We start from the raw sequence: 24179 nt of genomic DNA, 5'->3' as shown, positions 1-24179 counted from the left end.
GCGCGCGTCCGCGACGCTCAGGCCGCCGAAGGCCGGCGCGTGAACTCCGGCTGGGCGACGTCCTCGAAGTGCTTGATCGCCGCGGCGGCGAGGCCGGCGTAGACCACGTCGAACAGCGACACCACGCGCTTGCGGAGTTGCGGGTGCCCGCCCACCGATGCCGGGATCTCGGGATCGATGAACGGGAAGCCGCGGAACTGGTGCAGCATGAGCGTCCGCGTCACGAACGCGTCCCTGCGCGAGAGGACGCGGCGATCGCCGGCGCGGCGGAGGTGGCCGTAGTCGTCGAGGAAGCGTCGGTATCCCTCGCCGACGGCGGCGAGGTCCCACGCCTGCCCCACCAGGATGCCGGGCGGCAGGCGGTCGGACATCCTTCCGATGAAGACCGAGACGTACTCGGCGATCTCCAGGCTGGTCGCCAGTCGCACGACGGCGGCCTCGCGATCGTGGGCCGCGAACCAGGTCGCGTCTTGGACCGACCCGAACCCGAGGAATCTCAGGCCCGTGGCGAAGCGCGTCCGCTCGGCGCGGCGGCCTTCGGGGATGGCGTGCCACAGCACGGTCCAGACCTCACGCGACGGCTCCGGGCGCCCGAACTTGAAGATGCGCTCGTCTCCCCGCGTGAGCAGCTCGACGGCGTGGTCGGTGAGGGTGTACAGCGCCCGGCGCCCGTCCATCTCGCGCGCCAGCAGATCGCGCTGGACCAATCGCGCCAGCGCCGCGCGCGACGCCTCGGTGGAGAACCCGAACTCCTGCAAGAGCTTCACGAAGCCCCCGGACCAGACGCGCTCGCCAGGCTCCCGGATGTGCGTACCGGCGATCGTCAGCGCAAGGTTCTGCGGCTGCAGCCCGCCGTTGCGCTGGACGGGCGGCATCTACCGCCGAGACGCCAGGTCGCGGGTGAGCGGTGCGCGTGCTTCGAGGCGAATGCGGGACATGGCAGCCCCTCGCACGCTACCGCCTCTGCCGGTCGGCCGGGGTGCGCGCAGGCGGGCGCGCGGCCGACCGCTCACCCCGGCGCAGGCTGGGCGCCACGCGGTAGCGCTGATCGTGCTCGATGCTCCACAGCTGATCGAGCGTGTCCACGATCGTCGCGGCGCCGTAGCGCGCCTGCCAGGCGAACGGCCCGCGCGGATGACGCAAGCCGAGCTCGAGGGCGCGATCGACGTCCTCCACGGCCGCGACGCCTTCGGCGACCGCGAAGTGCGCCTCGTTCACGAGCTGGGCGACGATGCGGATCACGATGGCCGCCCCATCGACCGGCTCCGTGCCCCGACCCGCGTCCCGCCACCCCTCGCCCGGTCGATAGAAGCCGCCGGCGTCGCACTTCGCGCCGAGCCGACCGTCCGCCACCATCCGGATGTGCAACGGACTCGGCCGCCAGCGCGGCTCGCCGTGACCCTGGCGCCACATCGACTCGGTCGCGGCGAGACCGACGTCGAGGCCGACCACGTCCATCAACTCGAACGGCCCCATCGGGAACCCGCCGAGCTCACAGCACGCACGGTCGACGGTCGCGGGGTCGGCCTGCCCGTCCTCGACGATCCGCAGCGCCTCGAGGTAGAAGGGCCGGGCACACCGGTTCACGAGGAACCCTGGGCCATCGGGCACCTCGACGACGGTCTTGCCCAGTGCCTCGGCGAACCGCCTGGCGTGCCGCACGGCGATGTCCGTCGTCCGTGCGGTGCGCACGAGCTCGACGAGCGGCATCGCCGCGGGCGGGTTGAAGAAGTGCAGACCCAGGACGCGCTCCGGATCGGCGTCGGCCGCGAGCGCCGCGATCGAGATCGACGAGGTGTTCGACGCAAGCACGGCACGCGGGGCAGTCGTCGCCAGCTCCGCCAGGATCCGCGCCTTGAGCCCCTCGCGCTCCGGCGCGGCCTCGACGATCAGCGCGCAGCAGGACAGCCGGTCGACATCGGTCGTGAGCTCGAGCCGCTGCAGCGCGTCACGCTCGCGGTCAGGCGTCATCTCGCCTCGCTCGACGGCGCGTCGCAGTGACGCGGCGTGGCGTTGACGGGCACGCTCCAGCGCGTCCGGATCGACGTCGCGTAGGACCGTGCCGTAGCCGCTGCGGCAGGCGAGCGCGGCGACGCCGGCCCCCATCGTGCCGGCACCGACCACCCCGATACGCTGAGGATGACTCACGAAAGCGTCACGTCACAGAGCCCAGCAGGTGTCGCCGCCAGCATCCTCGGCGATCTCCGCCGCGACCGCGCACACGTCGAGGAGCGCCACTGCCGCGAGGTCATCTTCCCCGACCACCGCGTGATCGAACGCCCAACACATGTGCCGCTCCAAGGCGCGGGCGAGCAAAGGGAAATGCGCGGTCCGCAGCTTGCCGCCGTGGTCGAGGTTCATGAGCTCGTGCTCGCGCTCGACGGGCTGGGGCGACGCACCAGCGGATCGGCGACGAGCGCGCGCTTCGAGACCGCGTGTGCCTGGTCTCGGGGTTCGGGGCGGGCCTTGCGGAGCTCGGTGACCTTCGGGTACATGAAGCGGTGCTGCACGGTCATGTCGCCGCCGCTTGAACGGTCGGCGCCTCCACGGGTCGGTAGTGGAACTTCCGGCACCTTACCGAGTGGCCGCCCATTTGTCGACAGCTTGCCTCGGATCTACGCAGGATATTGTTCTTAGTGGTGCGGAGCGCAGGGCTCCGCCACGCGACTGATCGCACGAAGGTAGCCGTCGACGGCGTGCATGCGGACTGTCCCAGCGCGAACCGCCACCAAGAGTCGGCATCATACGGGAGTGCTATGTTCACTATCAGTGACCAGCCCGTGGATCGTCGATGCCCTGCGCACCCCCGTGGGGCGCCATCGCGGCGCGCTCGCCGGCGTCCGCCCCGACGACCTCGCAGCTCAGGTGGTCGGAGCGATCGTCGCCCGTACCGGAGCCGATCCGAACGCCGTCGACGACGTCTACCTCGGCTGCACCAACGGCGTAGGAGAGGACAGCCGCAACGTCGCGCGCATGGCCGTGCTCCTCGCCGGCCTCCCGGACTCCGTCCCGGGCGCCACCGTCAACCGCCTCTGCGGATCGGGCATGGAGGCCGTCGTCGCGGCGTCCCGCGCCGTTCGCTGCGGCGAAGGCCGTCTGCTCATCGCCGGCGGCGTCGAGTCGATGAGCCGAGCGCCATGGGCGCTCCGCAAGCCCGACCGCGCCCTGCCCTGGGGCGACGCCGAGCTCGCCGACACCACGATCGGCTGGCGGTTCGTCAACGCGCGGATGCCCGATCGCGCCACCGTCTCGATGGGCGAGACCGCCGAGAACGTTGCGGAGCGGCACGGTGTGTCGCGCGTCGACCAGGACGCGTTCGCGCTGCGGTCCCACGAACGCGCCGTCGCCGCGGAGCGCGCCGGCCGGTTACGTGGCGAGATGGTGGGCGTCGAGGTCCGTCGCGGCCGCCACGAGGTGGCCACCGTGGACTCCGACGAGTCGCCGCGTCCGGACTCCACGCCCGAGTCGCTGGCGCGGCTGCGGCCCGCGTTCCGCGAGGGCGGAAGCGTCACTGCCGGGAACTCCTCATCGATCAATGACGGCGCGGCGGCGCTCCTGATCGCCGACGACGACGCCGCCGGAGCCCTGGACCGCACCCCGCTGGCCCGCGTGGTCGCCGCGGCGACCGCCGGTGTCGCACCCGAGCTCATGGGCATGGGCCCGGTGCCCGCCTCCCTCCTGGCGCTGGAGCGGGCGGGCCTGACGATCGCAGACATCGGGCTCGTCGAGCTCAACGAGGCGTTCGCCTCACAGGCCATCGCCTGCGTGCGCCAGCTCGGCCTCGACCCCGAGCTCGTCAACGTCAACGGCGGGGCGATCGCCCTCGGCCATCCGCTCGGGATGTCCGGGGCACGCATCGTCGGCACCCTCGCGCACGAGATGCGCCGGCGCGAGGTGCGCTACGGCCTCGCCACCATGTGCATCGGCGTGGGCCAGGGCATCGCCGTCGTGCTCGAGAACCCCGCCGTCTGAACGCGGTCACGCGAACAGGGCCGGCCGGATGACCTCCTCCGAGAAGCGGCGCATCTGCTCGATCCGCTCCGGATACCGGCCGACGAGGAACTGCAGACCACAGTGCCGGACGCCGATCTCGTGGAAGGCCGCGAGCCGCTCGGCCACCTGTGACGGGCTGCCGCGGAGGAGGTCGGGCTCCTGCTCCACGTCCTCGTCGGTCACCTCGATCGACAGGCAGCAGTTCAGCTGCACGGCGTCGGGATCGCGCCCCGCCTCGTCGGCGACCTGCCGCACGTGGTCGTAGCGCCGCGCCATCTCCTCGGGCGTCACCCGGGGGAAGTACGGGAACCAGCTGTCGCCGTAGCGGCCGGCGCGACGCCGTGACGGCGCCGCCTCACCGCCGACCCAGACCTTCATGTCACCCGCGCCCATGTGCCCCTTGGGCGAGAACGCGATGTCCGAGAACTCGTAGAACTCGCCCTGATGCGACGCGTGCTCCTCGGACAGGAGCGTCCGGAAGATGTCGAGGTGCTCGTCGGCGACCCTGCCGCGGGCCTCGAAGAGATCCTCGCGGCCGAGCGCGGCGAACTCCTCCCGCATCCACCCCACGCCGACCCCGAGGATGAACCGGCCCTCGGAGAGCTCGTCGAGCGTCGAGACGATCTTCGCCCAGTACACCGGGTCGCGATAGGGCATCACCAACACGCTGACGCCCAGGCGGATCGTCTCCGTCGCACCGGCGAGGAACGACAACACGGTGAGCGGCTCGAGGAACGACGCCTCGGGAGGCACGAAGAACGAGCCCGACCAGTTGTAGTTGTAGGGCGTGTCGATCCTCCACGGGATCACGACCCGGTCGGCAGCCCAGACCGCGGTGAAGCCCATGTCCTCTGCGGACCGCGCCGCGTGGACAAGGCCGCCGCGGCTCGCCGCGCGGCCGGAAACGGGGAGGAAGACGCCGAAGTCCACAGTGCCACCTTGTCCGTCGCTCACGCCGAGCGCAGGGCCGCGGCGGCGGACCAGGGCGCCCGCCACCAACATTCTACATACCGCCGGGCTTTTATGCATATCGTTCGTGCTGTCCATGGACAGGCGCCCGAAAAAGCCCACACAACACCCCGCTCGTATGTAAACTTGCTTCGGATGCCCTCCCCGCCAGCTTCCTTCTCAGCCGAGCGGCGCGTTGTACTGCTCACCGGGGCGACGCGCGGCATCGGTCTTCGCCTCTCCCAGCGGTTCGTCGCATGCGGCGACGCCGTCGTCGCGGTGGGCCGCGACCAGGCGGCGCTCGACGGGCTCGCCGCCGAGCTGGGGCCCGAGAACGTCCTGGCGCGCCGCTGCGACGTCACCGACGAGGCGCAGGTCGCCGCGCTGGTCGACGGCTTGGAGCGCGTCGACGTGCTCGTCAACAACGCCGGCGTCTCGGAGAGCGCGCCGCTGCACCGCACCACGCTCGACAGCTGGAACGCGCAGATGGCGGTCAACGCCCTCGGTCCCTTCCTCGCCACGCGCGCGGTCATCCGGCCGATGCGCGAGCGCGGCGCCGGCCGGATCGTGACGGTCGCCTCGACCGCGGGCAAGGTCGGCGTGCCCTACACCGCCGCGTACACAGCGTCGAAGCACGCCGCGCTCGGTCTGATGCGCGTCGCCGCCGCGGAGCTCGCCGGCACCGGTGCGACCTCGAACGCCGTGTGCCCCACGTTCGTCGACACGCCGATGACGCAGAGGTCCGTCGCGCGCATCGCCGAGCGGACGGGTCGCTCGGCGCAGGACAGCGAGGCGGCCCTGGCCTCCGCCTCGCCGCTCGGACGCCTGCTGGCGGCCGACGAGGTCGCCGAGGCGGTCATCTGGCTCGCCTCCGAGGCGGCAGCGGCGATCAACGGCCAAGCACTCGTACTCGACGGCGGAGGACTTCAGGCATGACCCGATTCCGGGCCTCGGCGGCGTTCACGCAGGAGTGGGCGAACTTCGACCTCGCCATCGCCGACGGCGTGGCGACGATCACGCTCAACCGCCCCGACAAGCTCAACGCCTTGACGTTCGAGGCGTATGCCGACCTCCGTGACCTGTTCGGCGAGTTGCCGCTGCGCGAGGACGTGAGGTCGGTCCTGATCACGGGCGAGGGCCGCGGGTTCTGCTCGGGCGGCGACGTCGAGGAGATCATCGGCGAGCTGCAGAAGATGGAGCCCTCCGCCCTGCTGCGGTTCACGCGCATGACGGGGCTGACGATCAAGGCGATGCGCGACTGCCCGCTGCCGATCGTCGCCGCGATCAACGGCGTGACCGCGGGTGCCGGCACCGTCGTGGCGCTGGCCAGCGACTTCCGGATCGTGGCCCGGTCGGCGTCGTTCGCCTTCCTGTTCGCGCGCGTGGGCCTGTCCGGCGCCGACATGGGCTCGGCGTACCTGCTGCCGCGCATCGTGGGGCTCGGCCACGCGATGAACCTGTTGACGTTGGGCGACAAGATCAGCGCCGAGCGCGCCTACGAGATCGGGCTGGCGACCGAGCTGCACGACGACGACGAGTTGCTGGACGCCGGCCGCGCGCTCGCGCGCCGCCTCGCCGACGGGCCGGCGCTGGCCTACGCGACGACCAAGACGCTGCTCAGCCGCGAGTTGGACATGGACCTGGCCAGTGCGATCGAGCTGGAGGCCGCCAACCAGGCGCTGCTGATGCTCACCCACGACCACCGCGAGTTCTACAAGGCGTGGTCGGAGAAGCGCCCGCCGGCCTGGGAGGGCCACTGACCATGACCAACACCATCGTCAACGCACCAGAGCTCCCACCCGCCGTGGGGTTCTCGCACGCGGTCGTGAGCCTGCCGGGGCGCATCGTCCATCTCGGTGGCCAGACCGCGCTCGGGCCCGACGACCGGATCCACGGCGACGACGTCGTCGCGCAGTTCGACGTCGCGGCGGGCAACGTCGTGGCCGCGCTTGCCGCCGCCGGCGGCGGGCCCGACGACATCGTGTCGATGCAGATCTTCGTCACCGACGTCGAGGACTACAAGAACCGTTTGCGCGACCTCGGGCCGGTGTGGCAGCGCCACTTCGGCCGGCGTTATCCCGCCGCCGGGCTGTTCGGCGTGACGCGTCTGTTCGATGACGAAGCCCTCATCGAGCTGATGGCCGTGGCGGTGATCGCGTGACCACCACGGACACCGCCGTCCCGGTGCTCGACGCGCACCTCTCCGAGGGCCACCGCGCGCTGCTGACCCGCACGACCGAACTGGCCGCGACGACGCTGGCGCCGATCGCCGAGGCGGGCAGGGACGGCCACGTCAATCGCCCACTGATGGCTGCGCTGGCCGAGCACGGGCTGCTCGGGCGCCTGTTCACCCAGGAGGACGGCACCTGGCGCCCGGACGTCTCGGCGCTGGACCTGTGCCTGATCCGCGAGGGCCTCGCGCGGTGCAGCACGGCCGCCGAGACCGCGTTCGCCGTCCAGGGCCTCGGCAGCTTCCCGATCCTGCAGTCCGGCGGCAGCGAGGCCGTGGAGGCATGGATCCCGCGCATCGCCTCCGGGGAGGCGGTCGCCGCCTTCGCGCTGAGCGAGCCGCAGGCGGGCACCGACGTCTCGGCCCTCGCTCTGGCCGCTGCGCCGGACGGCGACGGCTACCGGCTCAACGGCGAGAAGATCTGGATCTCCAATGCGCCCGACGCCGACGTCTACTCGGTGTTCGCGCGCACGACCGAGGGCGCGGGCGCGCGCGGGCTGACCGCGTTCCTCGTCCCACGCGACAGCGAGGGGCTGACCGGCGAACGGCTGGCCATGGTGTCGCCGCACCCGATCGGCCACCTCGTCTTCGAAGACGTCTTCGTCCCGGCCCGGCACGTGCTCGGCGAGCGCGACCGCGGCATGGCCGTCGCCATGCGCACGCTCGACATGTTCCGCCCCAGCGTCGGCGCGTTCGGCATCGGCATGGCGCAGGCGGCGATCGACGCGACCGTGGCGCACGCCAACGTCCGCCACGCCTTCGGCCGCCCGCTGCGCGACTTCCAGGCCGTCTCGCACCGCATGGCCGACATCGCCACGCGCGTCCAGGCCGCACGGCTGCTCGTCCACCACGCCGCCGCCGCATACGACGCGGGCCTGCGCCCGACGACGCAGGCCGCTGCCATGGCGAAGCTGATGGCCACGGAGATCGCCCAGGAGGCGGTTGACGCCGCCATCCAGTTCCACGGCGCGCTCGCCCTGCGCGAGGGCCACCTCCTCGAGCACCTCTACCGCGAGGTTCGCGCCCCGCGCATCTACGAGGGCGCATCCGAGATCCAGCGGGAGATCATCGCCCGCGCGCTGTTCGACGCCAAGAAGGAGAGCTAGCCGATGAAGATCGCCATCGCGGGAGGCGGGCCGGGCGGGCTCTACGCCGCGATCCTGTTCCGCCGCCTCGGCCACGACGTGTGCGTCTGGGAGCGCAACGCGCCCGACGACACCTTCGGCTTCGGTGTCGTGTTCTCCGACGAGACCCTCGGCGCGTTCGAGTCCGCCGACCCGGTCACCTACCGCGAGATCACGAGCAGCTTCGCGCGCTGGGCCGACATCGACATCCACTACCGCGGTGAGAGCATGACCTCCGGCGGACACGGGTTCTCGGCGCTGAGCCGGCACCGCCTGCTCGACATCCTCCAGCGCCGCGCCGCCTTCCTCGGGGCCGACATCAAGTACATGACCGAGGCACCGCCGGCCGCCGAGCTGCGCCGCGACTACGACCTGGTCGTCGCCGCCGACGGCGTCAACAGCGTCCTGCGCGACGCTCACGCCGAGGCCTTCGGCCCGAGCCTGGAGCGCCGCAAGTCCAAGTACATGTGGTTGGGAACCGACCTCGTCTTCGAGGCCTTCACCTTCTCCATCGTCCAGACCGAGTTCGGGATCTTCCAGATCCACGGCTACCCGTACAGCGACACGATGAGCACGTTCATCGTGGAGACCGACGAGGAGACGTGGCGCCGCGCCGGGCTCGAGGACAGCACCGAGCTGCGGCTTGCCCCGGGCGAGAACGACGAGGTCAGCATCGACTTCTGCCGGCAGCATTTCGCCGCGGCCCTCGGCGAGCACCAGGTCTTCGGCAACAACTCCAAGTGGTTGAACTTCCACACCGTGCGCAACGAGCACTGGCATGACGGGAACGTCGTCCTGCTCGGCGACTCGGCACACACCGCGCACTTCTCCATCGGGTCGGGCACCAAGCTCGCGATGGAGGACGCGATCGCGCTCGCGTGGACGATCAAGGAGAGCGGGCCCGACGAGGACGTGGACGCCGTGCTCGAACGCTACGAGCACGAGCGCCGCCCGGTCGTCGCGAGCACGCAACGCGCGGCGCAGGCGAGCCTCGAGTGGTTCGAGGACATCGCGCGCTACGCCGGCCAGGACCATCACCAGTTCGCCTTCAACCTGCTCACCCGCAGCCGACGCATCACATACGACAACCTGCGGCTCCGCGACGCGGGGTTCGTCGCCGCCGTCGACCGCGAGTACCACGACCGCGTCAGCGACGGCGTGCAGGCGAACACGCCGCCGATGTTCCGGCCCCTGCGCCTGGGCGGGCTCGAGCTGGCCAACCGCGTCGTCGTCTCCCCCATGGACATGTACTCGGCGCAGGACGGCTCGGTCGGGGACTTCCACCTCGTCCACCTCGGCAGCCGCGCCATCGGCGGCGCCGGCCTGGTGATGACCGAGATGATCTGCATCTCGGCCGAAGGCCGGATCACGCCGGGCTGCGGCGGCCTGTACCGCGACGACCACGTCGCGGGCTGGAAGCGGATCACCGACTTCGTCCATGCCAACGGCCGCGCGAAGATCGGCGCCCAGATCGGCCACAGCGGCCGCAAGGGCGCAACGAACCTGATGTGGGACGGCATCGACCGCCCGCTGGCGACCGGCGCTTGGCCGATCGTCTCGGCCTCGCCGCTCCCGTACTTCCCCGACAGCCAGGTCCCGCGCGAGCTGTCCCGCGAGGACATGGACGTCGTCCGCGACCAGTTCGTCGCGGCGACGCGCCGCGCGGTGGCCGCCGGCTTCGACCTGCTCGAGATCCACATGGCGCACGGCTACCTGCTGTCGTCGTTCCTCTCGCCGCTGACCAACGTGCGCAGCGACGAGTACGGAGGCGACCTCGCGAGCCGCGCGCGGTTCCCGCTCGAGGTGCTCGACGCGTGCCGCGCGGCGTGGCCCGCCGACAAGCCGCTATCCGTGCGCGTCTCGGCGACCGACTGGAAGGAGGGCGGCTTCGACGGCGACGACGCCGTGGCACTGGCCAAGCTCCTGCGCGCGCACGGCGCCGACATCGTGGACGTCTCCAGCGGCCAGGTCGTCGCCGACCAGAAGCCGGAGTACGGACGCACGTTCCAGACGCCGTTCGCGGACCGCATCCGCAACGAGGCCGGGATCCCGACCATCGCCGTCGGCGCGATCACGAGCTACGACGACGTCAACACCATCATCCTGTCCGGCCGCGCTGACCTGTGCGCCGTCGGACGCCCACATCTCTATGACCCATACTGGACGCTGCACGCCGCGGCGGACCAGGGCTACACGGTGGAGAACGGCTTCTCCGTGGAGCCGTGGATCGTCCAGTACCAGGGTGGCAAGCGGCGTCCGAACGACGGCAGCGTCGACGTCCGCAAGGCGCCCACGCGCTCGTTCGACCCGCCGGTCGCCGCGACGCCCAGCCGCTGGCGCGCGGACGCGGACACCGCGGCGCGGCACGCCGAAGAGAACGGCCACGGCTCGGAGCACTCCGAGTCGTCGCCGGCGCCAGCCTGAACGGGCTGGTCAGGCGCCGGCCGGGCCGAGGTCGGGAGCCGCCGTGTCCCGCACGATCTCGGGGGGCTCGAACGCCCTCACGGGGGGCACAGGACCGTCGACACGTTCAGCTTGCACGAGCGTGCTCTGCGCAGAGCAGGCCTGAGCGAGCTTGGACGTGCCTGCGTCTCGCGTCAGGACGTTGGGGTTGCCGTGCCGGTCCAAGCTCCCGGGAACGCCGGGCTCTTCGGGGTCGTACCACGCCCCGGTGGCCAACACGACGACCCCTCGACGCACGCCGTCGGACAGAGCGGCGCCGGTAAGACATGCTCCGCGATCGTTGAACAGCCGCACGACGTCGCCTTCGGCGATCCCGCGCTCGCGGGCGTCCTCGGGGTGCATGACGACGGGCTCGCGGCCCGCCACCTTGCTCGCTCGACTGTGTGAGCCGTTGTCGTACTGACTGTGCAGCCGGGTTCGAGGCTGGTTCGAGATCAGGTGCAGCGGGAACCGATCCGTGCCGGTCGCGCCGAGCCATTCCCGCGGTGCCATCCACGCCGGATGCCCAGGGCAGTCGTCGTACTCGAAGCCGGCGATCGTCTCGGAGAAGATCTCGATGCGTCCCGACGGCGTGTCGAGCGGATGCTCGTCGGGATCGGCACGCAGGTCGGCGAGGACACCGGACGACGGCGCCGGGGACTCGGGCAGCTCGGTGCGTCCTCGCTCCCAGAACGTCTCGAACGTCGGCAGGTCGACGCCCTCCGCGGCGAGTTCCGCGCACGTGCGCTCGTAGAGCTCGCGTACCCATTCCTCGGCGGTGCGCCCCTCCGTGAACTGATCGCCCCGGCCGAGGCGCTCGGCCAAGGCGGCAAACACCTCGTAGTCGGAGCGGACCTCGCCGGGAGGGTCCACGGCCTTGTGCATCGCCGTCACGGTGAGGTCGTTCATCCCGACGGCGAAGTCGTTGCGCTCGAGGGAGGTGGCCACCGGGAAGACGATGTCGGCGAAGCGGACGACCGGATTCCACCACGAGTCGTGGACGATGACGGTCTCCGGCTCACGCCACGCCCGCACCAGGCGGTTCAGGTCCTGGTGATGATGGAAGGGGTTCCCGCCCGCCCAGTACACCAACCTGATGTCGGGGTACGTTCGCCGCTGGCCGTTGAAGTCATACGAGGCGCCGGCTCCCAGGAGCATGTCGGCGACGCGCGCGACCGGGATGACCGCGTCGACCGGATTCCGTCCTTGCGGGAAGGCCGCGACGTTGTAGCGGCCGGGTCGAACGCCGATCGAGGTGGTTCCCAGGCCGGCGGCGAGCCCGCCCCCGGGGAGGCCCATGGAGCCGGACAGGGCCGCAAGCGTCGTGGCCATCCAGTACGTCTGCTCGCCGTGCTCCTGGCGCTGGACGGACCAGCTCACGTTGATCACCGTGCGTCGCTCCGCGATCCGCCGCGCGAGATCGAGGATGACCGCCTCGGGGAGCTCAGTGATCGCCGCGGCCCAGCGGGGATCCTTCGGCACCCCGTCGTCGCGGCCGAGGAGGTAGCGCTCGAACACGTCATAGCCCGTGCAGCAGCGGTCAAGGAAGTCCCGATCGTGGCGGTCCTCGGTCACGATGACGTGAGCGAGGCCCAGCATGAGCGCCACGTCGGTGTTGGGACGCAGGGCGACCCACTGTGCGCCCAGCCAGTCGGCGACGTCGTCACGCACCGGTGACACGTTCACGAACTGCACGCCCGCATCGCAACAGCGCCGCTGCAGGTCAGGGACGTGGTGCCGGCCGATGCCGCCCGGGTTGACCTGCGCGTTCTTCGCTGCCAGGCCCCCGAAGCTCACCACGAGCTCGCCGTGGTCGGCGAGCTCGGGCCACATCACACCGCGGTCGAAGATGCTCCACTTGTCACCCCCGATCACGCGGGGCATGATGATCTCCATCGCCCCGACGCTGTAGGACCCGTACGAGGTCGTGTAGCCGCCGGCCTGCGCAAGGAAGCGATGCACCTGGCTCTGGGCATGGTGGAACCGCCCGGCGCTGGCCCAGCCGCACGAACCGCCGTAGATCGCCGTGGGACCGTGAGCTCGATGCACCCGGTCGACCTCGGCGGCAGCGAGGTCGAGGGCACGGTCCCACGAGACGGCGACGAAGGGCTCGGTGCCGCGGCCGTCGAAGCCCTTGCGCGGGCCGTGCTCCAGCCATCCCGCGCGGATCATCGGCTCGGTGATGCGCGCACGGTCCGACAGCGCGGACACCATGCCATCCGCGATCGGTGACGGATGTGGGTCGTCGTCTACCGGCTCGAGCCGGGTGACGCGGCCGTCCGCGACGACCGCGTTGTACGAGCCCCAATGCGTAGCGCTGGGAAACCGCTCTCTATCCGGCATGCCTATCTGACCAGCGCCGCCGGCGGGTCACTCCAGTCATCGCACGATCACCACGTCGTCTCCGTCGACCTCGACGGCATACGACTTCACCCGAGCCTTGTTGGGGTCGGCCGGACAGCGGCCGCTCTCGACATCGAACTCGAAGCCATGCCAAGGGCAACGAACCACGTCCTGCTCGACCGCCGGCTCATAGCCGTCGGTCACCATGGCCTCCAGGCGGCCCGCCGACAGCAGCGCACCCTGATGGGAGCAGGCGTCGCGGAGCGCGCGGTAGTTGCCCCGTCGATCCCTGATCAAGACCACGCGGATCTGGCCGCCCAACATCACCGACCGCATCTCGCCGGGGGCGACATCGTCTTTCTGACAGACAACGTATCTCATGCGCAGTTCCGGTCTAGGTAAGGGAGAAAACGCGGTCGGCATTGCCCGACAGGATGTTGTGCCTGATCTCATCAGGCACTCCTGGAGGCAGGCCCCTGGTCGGCGAGTCAGCGTCCCAGTGGGGATAGTCCGTCGCGAACATCAGCATGCGATCGGTTCCCATCTGATCCAAGAGCTGCATGAACTCGGCCTTGGTCAGGTCCTCGATCGGCTGCGTGCCCACCGCAAGGCTCTCGCGCAGGATCTCGCTGGGCAGACGCTTCACCCACGGGATCTCGCTGCGCAGCTCGCGATAGTGCAGGTCCATACGCCACATGAAGTGCGGGATCCAGGTGATGCCGGTCTCCAGCATGACGACCTTGAGCGTCGGGAGGGCGTCGAACACACCATTGCAGATCAGGCTCGCCATCTGACACATCATGGTCTGCGGGATCGCCGCGACATGCCATTCCATGAAATAGCGCGGGTAGCCGATGGCGGTGCGGGTGAATCCCGAATGGTGAAGCGTGACCGGAAGGTTGTTGCGCACCGCGGCCTCGAAGATGGGGCGATACCTCGGATCCCCATACTCACGATCGTTCACCGCCGGCAGGAACACCTGCGCGATCTGCGGGTGGCCTCCGAGGCGATCGATCTCACGGGCGGCGCTCGCCGGATCATGCGCGACGACGTGGATGGACCCCCGAAGCCGAGGCTCAGGCTCGAGCCAGTGCGCGATCTGCCAGTCGTTGTACGCGGACGCGGCGGCGACCGCGAACTCATACCACCCCTGGAGCGTCGAGATGCGGAAGTCACCGTTCAGGATGGCGACGGAGACCCCTTCGCCGTCGAAGAGCTGTCGGCGCAGCGCGTCGATGTCCGAGCCCATGGGCGTCCCCTCCGGCGGCACCCAGTCCATGCGCGTCCCGCCGCCGGGCGACGGGACTCCATAGGGAAGGGGGTTCGGAGGACCGTTCCACCGGTACTCCGTGATGAACTTCTTCCACTTGTCGGGAAGGTAGGGCACGAGGTCCCGCACCGACGTGTAGCCCTCGTGCACGTCGACGTCGACGACGCGCGTGCTCGTCGCTTCTGGGCCAGCCCCAGCCGCGCTGCCCGGGTTCTCAACCGTACTCATACAACATCCCTTCCTGTAGCCATGCCGTCAGCGCAGTGGACGAGCTCCGGCGGCACGTGCGCCGTGACCACCGGTAGCGGACCCTGGTGGGGTTCGAGCTCGACCAGCGTGAGCTGCCCGGTACATCCCTGCGCGAGCCTCGAGGTCCCCGCGTCTCGCGTCAAGACATTTGGATTGCCGTGCACGCACAGCGTGTTGTCCAAGACATCCGGACTGTGCCAAGCACCAGTCGCCAGTTGAACGACCCCGGGCCGTACCCGCAGATCGAGGATCGCCCCAGCCAGGCAGGCGCCGCGGTCGTTGTAGATGCGCACGACATCGCCGTCACCGACCCCGCGCGCCGCCGCGTCCGTCGGATGCATCCGCACCGGCTCGCGTCCGGCGATCTTCGTCGCCATGCTCGTCTCGCCCACATCGAGCTGGCTGTGCAGCCGCGAAGCCGGCTGGTTGGAGACCAGCTGAAGGGGAAACCGGTCCGCCAGGGGCGAGCGCGCGCCTTCCAGCGGCTCTCGCCACGCCGGGTGCGGCGGACAGTCCTCATAGCCGAACCCGGCGATCGCCTCGCTGTAGAGCTCGATACGCCCGCTGGGCGTCGAGAGGGGGAACCCGGCGGGGTCCGCTCTGAAGCGGGCGTACCGATCAGGTGCTTGCGCGCTGACCGGCAGCGACACCGCACCCGTCTCCCAGAACCGGTCGAAGGCGGGGAGCGCCAGGTCGTGGGACCGCGCCCGGCTCCGCAGCTCCTCGTACAGATGCGCGACCCACTCCCGCGCATCGCGGCCCTCGGTGAACGCCTCCTCGACGTCCAGCCGACGGGCCAGATCGCCGAAGATCTCGTAGTCGTCGCGAGCCTCTCCCACCGGTTGGACCACCCGGTGCATCGCGATGACCTGCTCGTCGCTGGAAGAGCCGCCGAGATCCTCTCGCTCGAGCGTCGTCGTCACCGGAAGCACGACGTCCGCGTGTCGCGCCGTCGCCGTCCAGAACGACTCGTGGACCACGATCAGGTCAGGGCGGGCGAGGGCCTCCCGCAACCGGTTGAGGTCCTGATGGTGGTGAAAGGGATTGCCCCCGGCCCAGTACACCAGGCGCACGTCGGGGTAGCGCAACCGGTGGCCGTTGTAGTCGAACTGCTCACCGGGCTTCAGCAGCATGTCCGCGATACGTGCGACCGGGATGTACGCGTCGACGCCGTTGGTGCCCTGGGGCAAGCTCGGAAGCTCCACCTCGAGTCGCGGGCCACCGATGTGCCCCATCGCCCCCAGCGCGTACGCGAACCCGCATCCGCGCCGCCCGAAGTCACCGAGCAGCGCCGACAGCGCCACGCCCATCCAGACCGGTTGCTCGCCGTGCTCGGCCCGCTGGAGCGAATGGCTCACCGTCACCAGCGTTCGCCGACTCGCCATGAGCATCGCCAGACGCTCGATGGCCTCGCCGGAGATGCCCGTCAGCTCCGCGGCCCAGCCCGGCGTCTTCGGCACGCCGTCGCTGTGCCCGAGCACGTAGTCCCTGAGCCGCTCATAGCCGACCGTGCACCGAGCGACGAACGTCTCGTCGACCAGGTCATGAGTGATCAGGGTGTGCGCGAGACCCAGCATGAGCGCCACGTCGGTCCCCGGTCGGATGCTGATCCAATCGGCGCCGAGCGCCTCGGGCATGTCGTCCTCGAGCGGGCTGACGCTGATGAACTCACAGCCCCGCTCGCGCGCGGCCAACATGTGGTCCTTCACGAGGTGCCGGCTGATTCCGCCAGGACCCACGGCGGTGTTCTTGAGCGCCATGCCCCCGAAAGCCACGACCAGCTCGCACTCTTCGACCACATCCGCCCACAGAACGCTGTCGATGACTCGGTCCTTCTGGTCGACGACGTGCGGCAGGATGACGTCGGCGGCGGCCGAGCTGTACGTGTTGACCGAACGCACATAGCCGCCCAGCACGTTGAGAAACCGATGGATCTGGCTCTGTGCGTGATGAAAACGCCCCGCCGATGCCCATCCGTAGGATCCGCCGAAGACCGAGTTGCCTCCGTCGCTGCTGCCGTACCGCTCACGGAGTGCGGCAGCGACGATCTCGAGCGCCTGGTCCCAGGAGACCTCGACGAACCGCTCCAGGCCACGCCTGCGAGTGGCGCCCGGCCCGTCGACCAGCACACCTTCGCGTACGGCTGGCCGGGCGATACGAGCTGGGTGCCGGATCGCCCCCGGGAAGTTCCCGAGGATCGGCGACGGGTCCGGATCGGAGGGTGCCGACTCCAGGACGAGACCATCCGGACCGTCCTCGGCAGCGAACACGCCCCAGTGTGAGCTATGCGACAGCACGACGCCGAGCTCGCTTCATGTCAGCAGCACACATCACCCGCCAACACCCTCGATGCCCGCGAGCGCCATGCGGTCGGTCACGACGTCGCCTGCCTCGATGATGTGCTGGATCAACGTACGGGGCGTCAAGCTGCGCTTCTCCTCCCCCGCGAACTCGGCCTGCACCTGACCGTGGCTCATCACGATGAGACGGTCGCCGACCGCGATCGCGTGCTCCATGTTGTGCGTGATCATGATCGTCGTGCAGCGCAGCTCGCGCGCCACGGCCACGGTCAGGTCGAGCACCTTGGCCTGAGTCCTCGGGTCGAGCGCTGCGAGGTGCTCGTCGAGCAGGAGCACCTCGGGCTGAGTCAAACCTGCCATGACCATCGTCAGGCTCTGGCGTTGGCCAGCCGACAGCAGGGCGACTCGTGTGGCCAGCCGCGAGTCGAGTCCCAGACCCAGCATCGCCAGCCGCTCGGACATCAGCTTCCGTCGCCGGCTGTTGACCGCAAAGCCCAGGTTGCGGCGACGGCCGCGCGCCAACGCGAGCGCCATGTTGTCCTCGATGCTGAGGTCGGTCGCCGTTCCCGCGTGCGGATTGTCGAACACACGCGCGATCGACCGCGCTCGGCGGAACTCCCGCTGGCCGGTGACGTCGGTGCCGTTGATCAGGACGCGCCCAGCTGAGGGCGAGGCCGCGCCGGAGATGATCTGCACGAGCGAGCTCTTGCCCGCGCCGTTGGATCCGACCACCGTCACGAACTCTTCCGCAGGGATGCTGAGCGAAAGACCCTTGAGCGCCTCGACCTCACTGCTCGTCCCCGCGTTGTACACGAGGTGGATGTCGCGAAGCTCAAGCATGGGCGCGTCCTTCGGTTCGCGCCTCACTTCGGGCCATGCGAAGCTCGCGACCTCGCTGCCTGACGCGCCAATCGAGCCCCGCCTGCACCCCGCGCTGAAGCACGAACGCCATGATCAGCGTGAGGGCGGTGGCGAGCTTCAGGTCGGTCGCCGCGAGACCCGCCTCCAGCGCGAAGACCAGGATGAACCGGTACAGGAGCGCCCCGATGAAGACCGCTGCCATCGCCCGCACGAGCTGCGAGCCGCCCGGCCGCGTCACCAGCTCGCCGAGGAGGAACGCACCGACGCCCAGGAGCATCGATCCAACACCCATGTTCACGTCCGCGAAGCCCTGCTCCTGCACCAGGATCGCCCCACTGAGCCCAGCCAGCGCGTTGGCGATGAACAGGCTCAGGGCCAGCAGTGCGCGGTCGTTCACGCCCTGGCTGCGCGCCAAGGGCGCGTTGACCCCCGAGATGCGAAGGGCGAGTCCGATCTCGGTACGCAGGAACACCCCCATGGCCACCAGCACGGCGAGCGCGAACGCCAGGGTCACGAGCACGGTCGCGCGGTCTGCGGCCGCGCTCGACAGGCCGGCGAACCCGCTGAACAGCGTGTTGACCGAGGTCAACGACAGCGCCGGCTGGTCGTGCATGATGTGCAGGTTGACGCTGTACAGCCCGATCGACGTGACCAGGCCCGCCAGGATGACCGGCACGCGCAGCAGGATGTGCAGACCGGCGGTGAACAGACCGGCCGCGCCGGCGGCGAGCACGGCGAGCAGCATCGACCCACCGACGCCGTCGCCGGCGAGCAGCGCCGTCCCCGTCACCGCGCCACCCATCGCGAACGACCCATCGACGGTGAGGTCGAAGTCGTTGCGGATGCGGAAGACCAGGTACACGCCCATCACCAGCGGCACGAACGGCAGACCGGTGACAAGCGTGTCGGTCAGCAGACTACTCGTGTTCATGTGCCACGCCCCCAATCAGCCGAACGTCGCGGGGCTGAAGCTCACGCCGAGCGTCTTCGCTGCCGCCTGGTCCACCGTGGCGTGCGGCGGGATGGCGTAGAACGGCGTCGTCGCGGCCTTGGCCTTGCCGAGGAAGATCCGTGCCGCCTGCTTGCCCCCGATCTCTCCGAGCTGCTCGTTGGACGGCGCCAGGACCGCGGTCGCGCCCTGCGTGTGCGGATCGACGGGCGCGGCGATGATGAGCGGCACGTTGTGTGCCTTCGCCTGCGCGGCGATCGCGGGCAGGCCCGTGCCGGTCGTGAGGATGTCGGTGCCGAGCACGATGACGTCGACCCGATCGACGAGCGACCGCGCTGCCGTGGCCACGTCGCCCGGGCCGGCGGCGCCGGCCTCGACCAGCTTCATGCCGGTCGGCGGGAGCGCTGCGCGGAACCGGTCCGCGAAGGCGGCGAACGACTCATAGGACGGGTCGCCGATGGTTCCGATGGTCTTCGGCTTGGGGTTCATGCCTTCCAGGAACTTCACGACGAACGGCGTGGGGATGCTCGATGTCGTCCCGGTCACGTTCGCGCCCGGGCGCTCGAGCGTCTTGGCCACACCGGCCCCGACGGGATCGGTCATCCCGATCCCGATGATCGGACGTGTCTTCTCGAGCTTCGCCAACCCGATCACCCCCGAGGTGCCGATCACCTCGAACGCGTTGTAGCTGCTGTCGCGTGCGGCGTTTCGCGCCAGGTTCTGGAGGAGGTTGACATCGCCCTGCGCGCTCTTGACGTCCATGTGGAGCTGGTCCGGCGCCAGGCCCGCCTCTCGCGCGAAGCCCACCTTGAACGCCTTCACGTAGGTGTCGAAGATCGGCACGTCGGCCGCCTTGATCACGCTGATCCGAGCCGACTTGGGATTGCCGCCGCTGCTGTTCTGCGTCGATGCCGCGCTGTCGTCGGTTCCGCTGCTGCCGCAGGCAGCCATCGACCCGCACAGACATCCGGCAGCGACCACGCCCATGACCGGCGCCGCCCAACGCCTCAACCCACTTGACAAGTTCATCTCTTCCTCCGCTACGGTCTTGATCGCGCGCGGCATCGAGCGCCGCAACGCTTGCTCAAATCACGGCCGAGTCCCGGCCCTAGGAGCCGCCGCTGACCATCCTTGGCCAGCCGCACGGGTCACGTTGCATCGCGGGTTGGTCTGATCAGTCTTCCCAGCGGACGAGCCGCCGGAACCATCTGATGCCCCGCGTCCATGCATCGCCGCATGGTTCTCACGTCACGACTGATCGCGGTCCATCACGTTCTCGCTCCTGACTCCGCAGGGATGCCGGCGAACTCCCGAACGACGCGCGCCCACTTCGCGCGTTCCGGGTTGCGGTACACGAGCTCGGCGACCGCGGCCGGTGGCGCTGCGTTGACGTTCTCGAACAACGCCACGCGTTGGGCGTTGGCGCTCGCGGTCAGGTCATAGACGAAGTTGAAGAACCTGTTCTTCTCCCGTGCCGTGACGCCAACCCCCGGGAGGAACGCTTCGAGTCTTGGGCCGAACTCCGGATGGTCCCAGACCTTCTCCGGCCACCTGGAGATCAGTCCCTGACCACACAGGTCCTGAAGCAGATAGACGACTCGTTCGTAGTTCGTGATCGAGTGCAAGCGGCCGGCCGAGACGATGCCGGGGTTCGGGACTTCGACACCGTTCCACGACTGGCTCTCGGTGATCGCCGCGATCGAGAAGGCCTTCAGCGTCTCGGCGTACAACTGGATGTCGGCAACGGCGCGGCGAACACCAGGAACGTTCTCTCGGCCCAGGATCTCGGTGATCACCTGTGCGGTCCCCGCGAAGATCTGCGCTCGGTATGACAGCCGCGTGAGGATGTGCCACATGGCGAACACGCAGATGTCGAGATGCAACTGGAGGAGGTCGAGGTTCCCGACGTTGAACACGCACTCCCGCGGCAGGAAGACATCGTCGAAGATGACGATCTGATCCATCTCCTCGCCGTTGACGTTCAGTGGATGGTCTTCGCGCGACGCACCACTCGAAACCGTCGGTTCCCGCATGACGAGCGACAGTCCGTCGCTGTTGACGGGGACGACCGCCCAGATGGCTCCCTCGGGACCGAGTCCTTCACCCAGCTTCGTGGTGAGCGTGAACATGTGCGCCAACGGTCCGGAGCTGCCCGCGCTCTTGCTTCCGCGCAGCACGATCCCGTCGGATCGCTCCTCCACCACCCGAAGCGTCGACGGCCGGTCGTTGCGCGGCACGCGATGATCGCTCTGGTTGTCACCGATGAGGTCCGTGCTCAGCAGGTTGCGCTCGCCCGCGGTCTGCACGAACCGGCGGATGTTCTCCGCGAACTCCGGGCTCTCGCTCTCCACCCGGTCGATGATCGCGAGGAAGCCCAGCGCCAGCGCGGGGCCGTAGTCGGGCGGGCGACCGAAGAACCCGAGCGTCTGACGCGTCGTGACGCCGATCTGCTCGCGCCGTGCGAACAGGTGCTGCCGAGTCGTCGGCACCTGCCAACCCCGGCTCTTGCGCCGGTTGGTCTCGGGATCGACGTAGGTCACGACCTCGCGCAGCCGTGGATCGAACTGCTGGTCCATGATCGCGGCGAAGGTGCTCGCCGCGGCACTCGTCACCGGATGGGCGGCGACGTTCTCGATCTCCGTCCCGTCCGGTGCGATGAGACGACGACCGTCGGCAAGCGTCTCGAGGTATTGCTCACCGGTCAGCAGATGCGGCTCGCTCTGTCCGGCGAGCACCGTCGCGACACGTTCCGCGTACGGAAGCTCCGTTCGTGACTCAGCCACGATGCTCCATTCGTCGATGATCATGGGTGTGACCCTCAAGCCGCCTGAGCCGGGGTGCGCGTCGCAGGACAGCGATGCCGTCGCGGGTCATGACGGCTCGTCGCTGCGCGACATGTCGGCCGTCGTCATCGGCCACCCGAGCTGCCGGCCCCACTGAGCACGGACGCGCTGGGCGAGCTCCGGGCTCACGCTCACGACCTTGCTGAACGTGTCGAGCCGGTGGAAGGGACGACAGGCGTTGATCACGGCGCGCGATCCCGTCCACGACGCCTCGGCGTCCTCGAGCATCGGGTCGATGGGGTTCGTCGGGGTGTCGCGGAGCACCTGGATGCTCCGCGCGGGATCGGTCCGCGTCGACAGGCACCAGACGACCTCGTCGAGATCCATGACGTCGACGTCCTCGTCGACGACGACGACGTAGCGCCCCATCGAGGCGCCTCCGGCGACGAGCGCCGAAGCCACGCCGACCTGTTGCGCGTGGCCGGCGTACCGCTGCTTGATCGCCACGACGGTGAAGAAGTTCGCGGAGCCCGCCTCGTGCTTCCAGGCGCCCTTGACGTCGGGGATCCCGGCGTCGGCGAGCTCGTCGACGAGCATCGAGGACTCGATCGCACAGCGCCAGTAGGAGTGGTCGAACGGCGGCTTGCCGGTGAGCGACCCGTAGACGATCGGGTCGTCACGGAAGTAGACGCGCTCGACCTGGATCACAGGGTTCTTCTCGCGTCCGCCGGCGAAGTACCCGGTGAACTCACCAAACGGGCCCTCGAAGTCGACGTCGCCAGGGTTGATCCAACCCTCGATCACCAGCTCAGACGACGCCGGGATCGGCAGGCCGGTCAGCTCCCCTTCGATGACATCGATGGGCGCCTCTGCCATGGCGCCCATCACGTTGAGCTCGCAGACGCCGTACGGGAGCGGCATCGAGGACGCGATGTAGACGAGCGGTCCGTGTCCGAAGGTGATGGCGACCGGGCACGGCTCGCCCCGCTCACGATATTTCTGCAGGTGAATCGCACCATGGTTATACGGTTCGATACACACGCCCAGACGGCGCTCGTCGTGGACGCAGATGCGATAAGTGCCACAGTTGACGATGCCGGTCTCGGGATCGCGCGTGATCATGGATCCGCCCGTTCCGAGATAGCGCCCTCCATCGCCCTCATGCCACAACGGAGCGGGAAAACGACGCATGTCGATCTCCGTCCCCGACAGCCGATTCTGGAACATCGGCGCATCGGTCACGACGACGGGCTCAAACCGCGGAGCGGCCTCGCGCCACTGCCGAGGGCGGCCGCGAAGCTCCTCCACCAGCGCCTGATCGTCGATGCCCGGGTCGAAGCCGAGGGCGGACGCAAGGCGCGCAGCCCGCGACAGCGTGCACGTCAGCAGCTGGCCCTGTCCCTCGTGCCCACCGATGTCGACGAACAGGAGAGCAGGCCCGTGGATCTTGGCATTGAGGTCGGTGATCGCACCGACCTCGAGGTCCGCGTCCGCTCCTTGAACGACGCTGAGCTCGCCGAGCCTCCGCAGCTCCTCGATCCACATCCGCAGGTCAAAGCCTGCGAGCCGACCCCTCTCCGGCGTGGCTACCGCCGCTTCCGCATCCATCCATCTCTCCTTGGATTCGCGTAGTGGCCGTAGCGTAGGTTCGCGCCGGTAACCCGTCCAATCGAACTTTCACGCGTGCCATCCGTTCTTTTGATGGCTCGTAGCGCGTGCTATAAATCGCGCAAGATGGTCTTCGATCGAATCGAGGGCTTTGTCGAGGCGGCACGCATCGGCAGTGTGTCGCGCGCAGCTCAGGCGCTGTACATCTCTCAGCCCGCCTTGACCGCGCGGATAAAGAGCCTTGAGACTGAACTCGGCACGCAGCTCCTCGTGCGCACCGCTCGCGGCGTCCGGCTGACAGACGCGGGTGAGGTGTTCCTGCCCTACGCCCAGCAAGCGCTGGACACGCTTGCGGCGGGTCGTCAACACGTGGCTCGACTCCACGACGGCACGACCGAGCACCTCACCCTCGCGACCCCACCGGCACTCTCGACGTACGTGCTGCCACCAATGCTGTGGAGGTTCAGGCGGCGCTGGCCCTCGGTCCGGATCACGCTGCGCACCTGCGATCCCGCCGACGTCATCCGCCTCGTGCTCAACGGGGACGCACAGCTCGGGCTCGGCTGCGACACGACCCACCCACAGCTCGCGAGCGTGCCGCTCTACCGCGACGAGCTCGTGCTCGTGCTCGCCCCCGACCATCCGGCCGCCCAACGATCGGTCCTCCAGCTCCACGACCTCGCCACGGAGCCGATCATCATGCTTCCCAACTTCGAGGACGAGATCGGCCGGATCCTCGCGCGAGCCGGCGTCGAGCCGGACGCCATCACCGAGCTGGACAGCATCGACGCGGCCAAGAGCATGGTGGTGCACATGCTCGGCCTCGCGCTCCTGCCCCTGACCGCTGTCGATGCCGAGCTTCAGGCCGGACGCCTCGTGCGTCGCGACATCGAGACGGTCGACTCCATTTCCCGGCATGTTGTCGCGCTACGGCGTGACGACACCGGAGAGCCAACCGGCCCATGCGCCTGGTTCCTCGACCCGACCATCGTGTACGGCGACGAGCGAAAGCCTGCAGCAGGTGACGAGGTGCCGCTGTTCACCTCCGAGAACTCAGAACAGCACGCACTCGACTAGGG

22 protein-coding genes are annotated in these 24179 nt (G+C 69.3%); 8 read left to right on the top strand and 14 right to left on the bottom strand.

All coding sequences use genetic code 11. The features are described 5' to 3' along the window. Positions 1 to 17 precede the first annotated feature (17 nt). From DSM104299_RS10375 to DSM104299_RS10360, 4 genes are all read right to left on the bottom strand, one after another. Positions 18 to 875, bottom strand: a complete 858-nt coding sequence (locus DSM104299_RS10375) for a PaaX family transcriptional regulator (RefSeq protein ID WP_272477227.1) — start codon at positions 873 to 875, stop codon at positions 18 to 20. A 79-nt stretch (positions 876 to 954) separates the two neighbouring features. Continuing rightward, complete coding sequence (locus DSM104299_RS10370) at positions 955 to 2148, bottom strand: 3-hydroxyacyl-CoA dehydrogenase (protein ID WP_272477226.1); 1194 nt, start codon at positions 2146 to 2148, stop codon at positions 955 to 957. 12 nt (positions 2149 to 2160) lie between these two features. After that, positions 2161 to 2361, bottom strand: a complete 201-nt coding sequence (locus DSM104299_RS10365; RefSeq protein WP_272477225.1) for a hypothetical protein — start codon at positions 2359 to 2361, stop codon at positions 2161 to 2163. Next, positions 2358 to 2516: a hypothetical protein gene (locus DSM104299_RS10360; RefSeq protein WP_272477224.1), complete on the bottom strand. Its 159-nt coding sequence runs from the start codon at positions 2514 to 2516 to the stop codon at positions 2358 to 2360. The genes DSM104299_RS10365 and DSM104299_RS10360 overlap by 4 nt, the downstream gene beginning before the upstream one ends. 253 nt (positions 2517 to 2769) lie before the next feature. Between DSM104299_RS10360 and DSM104299_RS10355 the strand changes: the two genes are divergently transcribed. Then, positions 2770 to 3972 carry a thiolase family protein gene (locus tag DSM104299_RS10355; protein ID WP_272477223.1) on the top strand — a complete coding sequence of 401 codons (1203 nt, stop codon included), beginning with the start codon at positions 2770 to 2772 and terminating at the stop codon, positions 3970 to 3972. 6 nt (positions 3973 to 3978) lie between these two features. Here DSM104299_RS10355 and DSM104299_RS10350 read toward each other — a convergent pair whose 3' ends face one another. Continuing rightward, complete coding sequence (locus DSM104299_RS10350; protein WP_272477222.1) at positions 3979 to 5040, bottom strand: TIGR03619 family F420-dependent LLM class oxidoreductase; 1062 nt, start codon at positions 5038 to 5040, stop codon at positions 3979 to 3981. A 57-nt stretch (positions 5041 to 5097) separates the two neighbouring features. Here DSM104299_RS10350 and DSM104299_RS10345 point away from each other — a divergent pair, with 57 nt between their 5' ends. Genes DSM104299_RS10345 through DSM104299_RS10325 form a run of 5 tightly spaced genes read left to right on the top strand, consistent with a single transcriptional unit; the run spans position 5098 to position 10719 of the window. Continuing rightward, entirely contained in the window at positions 5098 to 5877 is a 780-nt protein-coding gene (locus DSM104299_RS10345; RefSeq protein WP_349294550.1) for an SDR family NAD(P)-dependent oxidoreductase, read from the top strand. After that, positions 5874 to 6701 carry an enoyl-CoA hydratase family protein gene (locus DSM104299_RS10340; RefSeq protein ID WP_272477220.1) on the top strand — a complete coding sequence of 276 codons (828 nt, stop codon included), beginning with the start codon at positions 5874 to 5876 and terminating at the stop codon, positions 6699 to 6701. Before DSM104299_RS10345 ends, DSM104299_RS10340 begins: the two co-directional genes overlap by 4 nt. Positions 6702 to 6703: 2 nt before the next feature. Then, entirely contained in the window at positions 6704 to 7102 is a 399-nt protein-coding gene (locus DSM104299_RS10335) for a RidA family protein (RefSeq protein ID WP_272477219.1), read from the top strand. Next, a complete protein-coding gene (locus DSM104299_RS10330; protein ID WP_272477218.1) occupies positions 7099 to 8277 on the top strand; it encodes an acyl-CoA dehydrogenase family protein in 1179 nt (392 codons plus the stop codon). The genes DSM104299_RS10335 and DSM104299_RS10330 overlap by 4 nt, the downstream gene beginning before the upstream one ends. A gap of 3 nt (positions 8278 to 8280) precedes the next feature. Beyond that, positions 8281 to 10719 (top strand): bifunctional salicylyl-CoA 5-hydroxylase/oxidoreductase, encoded by a 2439-nt coding sequence (locus DSM104299_RS10325; RefSeq protein WP_272477217.1) that lies wholly within the window; start codon positions 8281 to 8283, stop codon positions 10717 to 10719. A gap of 9 nt (positions 10720 to 10728) precedes the next feature. Here the strand turns inward: DSM104299_RS10325 and DSM104299_RS10320 are convergent, their stop codons facing one another. From DSM104299_RS10320 to DSM104299_RS10290, 7 genes are read right to left on the bottom strand one after another with little or no spacing between them, the layout of a single operon-like run. After that, positions 10729 to 13080 carry a molybdopterin-dependent oxidoreductase gene (locus tag DSM104299_RS10320; protein WP_349294501.1) on the bottom strand — a complete coding sequence of 784 codons (2352 nt, stop codon included), beginning with the start codon at positions 13078 to 13080 and terminating at the stop codon, positions 10729 to 10731. A 36-nt stretch (positions 13081 to 13116) separates the two neighbouring features. Then, the gene (locus DSM104299_RS10315; protein WP_272477215.1) at positions 13117 to 13461 is read right to left on the bottom strand and encodes a Rieske (2Fe-2S) protein; all 345 of its coding nucleotides are present in this window, start codon (positions 13459 to 13461) and stop codon (positions 13117 to 13119) included. Between the two features lie 13 nt (positions 13462 to 13474). Continuing rightward, positions 13475 to 14578 carry an amidohydrolase family protein gene (locus DSM104299_RS10310; RefSeq protein ID WP_272477214.1) on the bottom strand — a complete coding sequence of 368 codons (1104 nt, stop codon included), beginning with the start codon at positions 14576 to 14578 and terminating at the stop codon, positions 13475 to 13477. Further along, on the bottom strand, positions 14575 to 16896 hold the full coding sequence (locus tag DSM104299_RS10305) for a molybdopterin-dependent oxidoreductase (RefSeq protein ID WP_272477213.1): 2322 nt from the start codon (positions 16894 to 16896) through the stop codon (positions 14575 to 14577). Before DSM104299_RS10305 ends, DSM104299_RS10310 begins: the two co-directional genes overlap by 4 nt. A 33-nt stretch (positions 16897 to 16929) precedes the next feature. Next, on the bottom strand, positions 16930 to 17739 hold the full coding sequence (locus DSM104299_RS10300) for an ABC transporter ATP-binding protein (RefSeq protein WP_272477212.1): 810 nt from the start codon (positions 17737 to 17739) through the stop codon (positions 16930 to 16932). Continuing rightward, positions 17732 to 18691, bottom strand: a complete 960-nt coding sequence (locus tag DSM104299_RS10295; protein WP_272477211.1) for an ABC transporter permease — start codon at positions 18689 to 18691, stop codon at positions 17732 to 17734. Before DSM104299_RS10295 ends, DSM104299_RS10300 begins: the two co-directional genes overlap by 8 nt. 15 nt (positions 18692 to 18706) lie before the next feature. Then, a complete protein-coding gene (locus DSM104299_RS10290) occupies positions 18707 to 19552 on the bottom strand; it encodes an ABC transporter substrate binding protein (RefSeq protein ID WP_272477210.1) in 846 nt (281 codons plus the stop codon). Here DSM104299_RS10290 and DSM104299_RS10285 point away from each other — a divergent pair. Then, on the top strand, positions 19536 to 19883 hold the full coding sequence (locus DSM104299_RS10285) for a hypothetical protein (protein WP_272477209.1): 348 nt from the start codon (positions 19536 to 19538) through the stop codon (positions 19881 to 19883). The genes DSM104299_RS10290 and DSM104299_RS10285 overlap by 17 nt on opposite strands. A 94-nt stretch (positions 19884 to 19977) precedes the next feature. Here the strand turns inward: DSM104299_RS10285 and DSM104299_RS10280 are convergent, their stop codons facing one another. Continuing rightward, positions 19978 to 21516 carry a 4-hydroxyphenylacetate 3-hydroxylase N-terminal domain-containing protein gene (locus tag DSM104299_RS10280; RefSeq protein ID WP_272477208.1) on the bottom strand — a complete coding sequence of 513 codons (1539 nt, stop codon included), beginning with the start codon at positions 21514 to 21516 and terminating at the stop codon, positions 19978 to 19980. A gap of 63 nt (positions 21517 to 21579) precedes the next feature. Next, the gene (locus DSM104299_RS10275) at positions 21580 to 23100 is read right to left on the bottom strand and encodes a UbiD family decarboxylase (RefSeq protein ID WP_272477207.1); all 1521 of its coding nucleotides are present in this window, start codon (positions 23098 to 23100) and stop codon (positions 21580 to 21582) included. 126 nt (positions 23101 to 23226) lie between these two features. Here DSM104299_RS10275 and DSM104299_RS10270 point away from each other — a divergent pair, with 126 nt between their 5' ends. Next, positions 23227 to 24177 carry a LysR family transcriptional regulator gene (locus tag DSM104299_RS10270; protein ID WP_272477206.1) on the top strand — a complete coding sequence of 317 codons (951 nt, stop codon included), beginning with the start codon at positions 23227 to 23229 and terminating at the stop codon, positions 24175 to 24177. The last annotated feature ends 2 nt before the right edge of the window (positions 24178 to 24179 follow it).

Source organism: Baekduia alba (assembly GCF_028416635.1).
Classification (GTDB): Bacteria; Actinomycetota; Thermoleophilia; order Solirubrobacterales; family Solirubrobacteraceae; genus Baekduia; species Baekduia alba.
The sequence above is the reverse complement of the archived record's forward strand: the minus strand, read 5'-3'. Positions and strand labels throughout refer to the sequence as shown.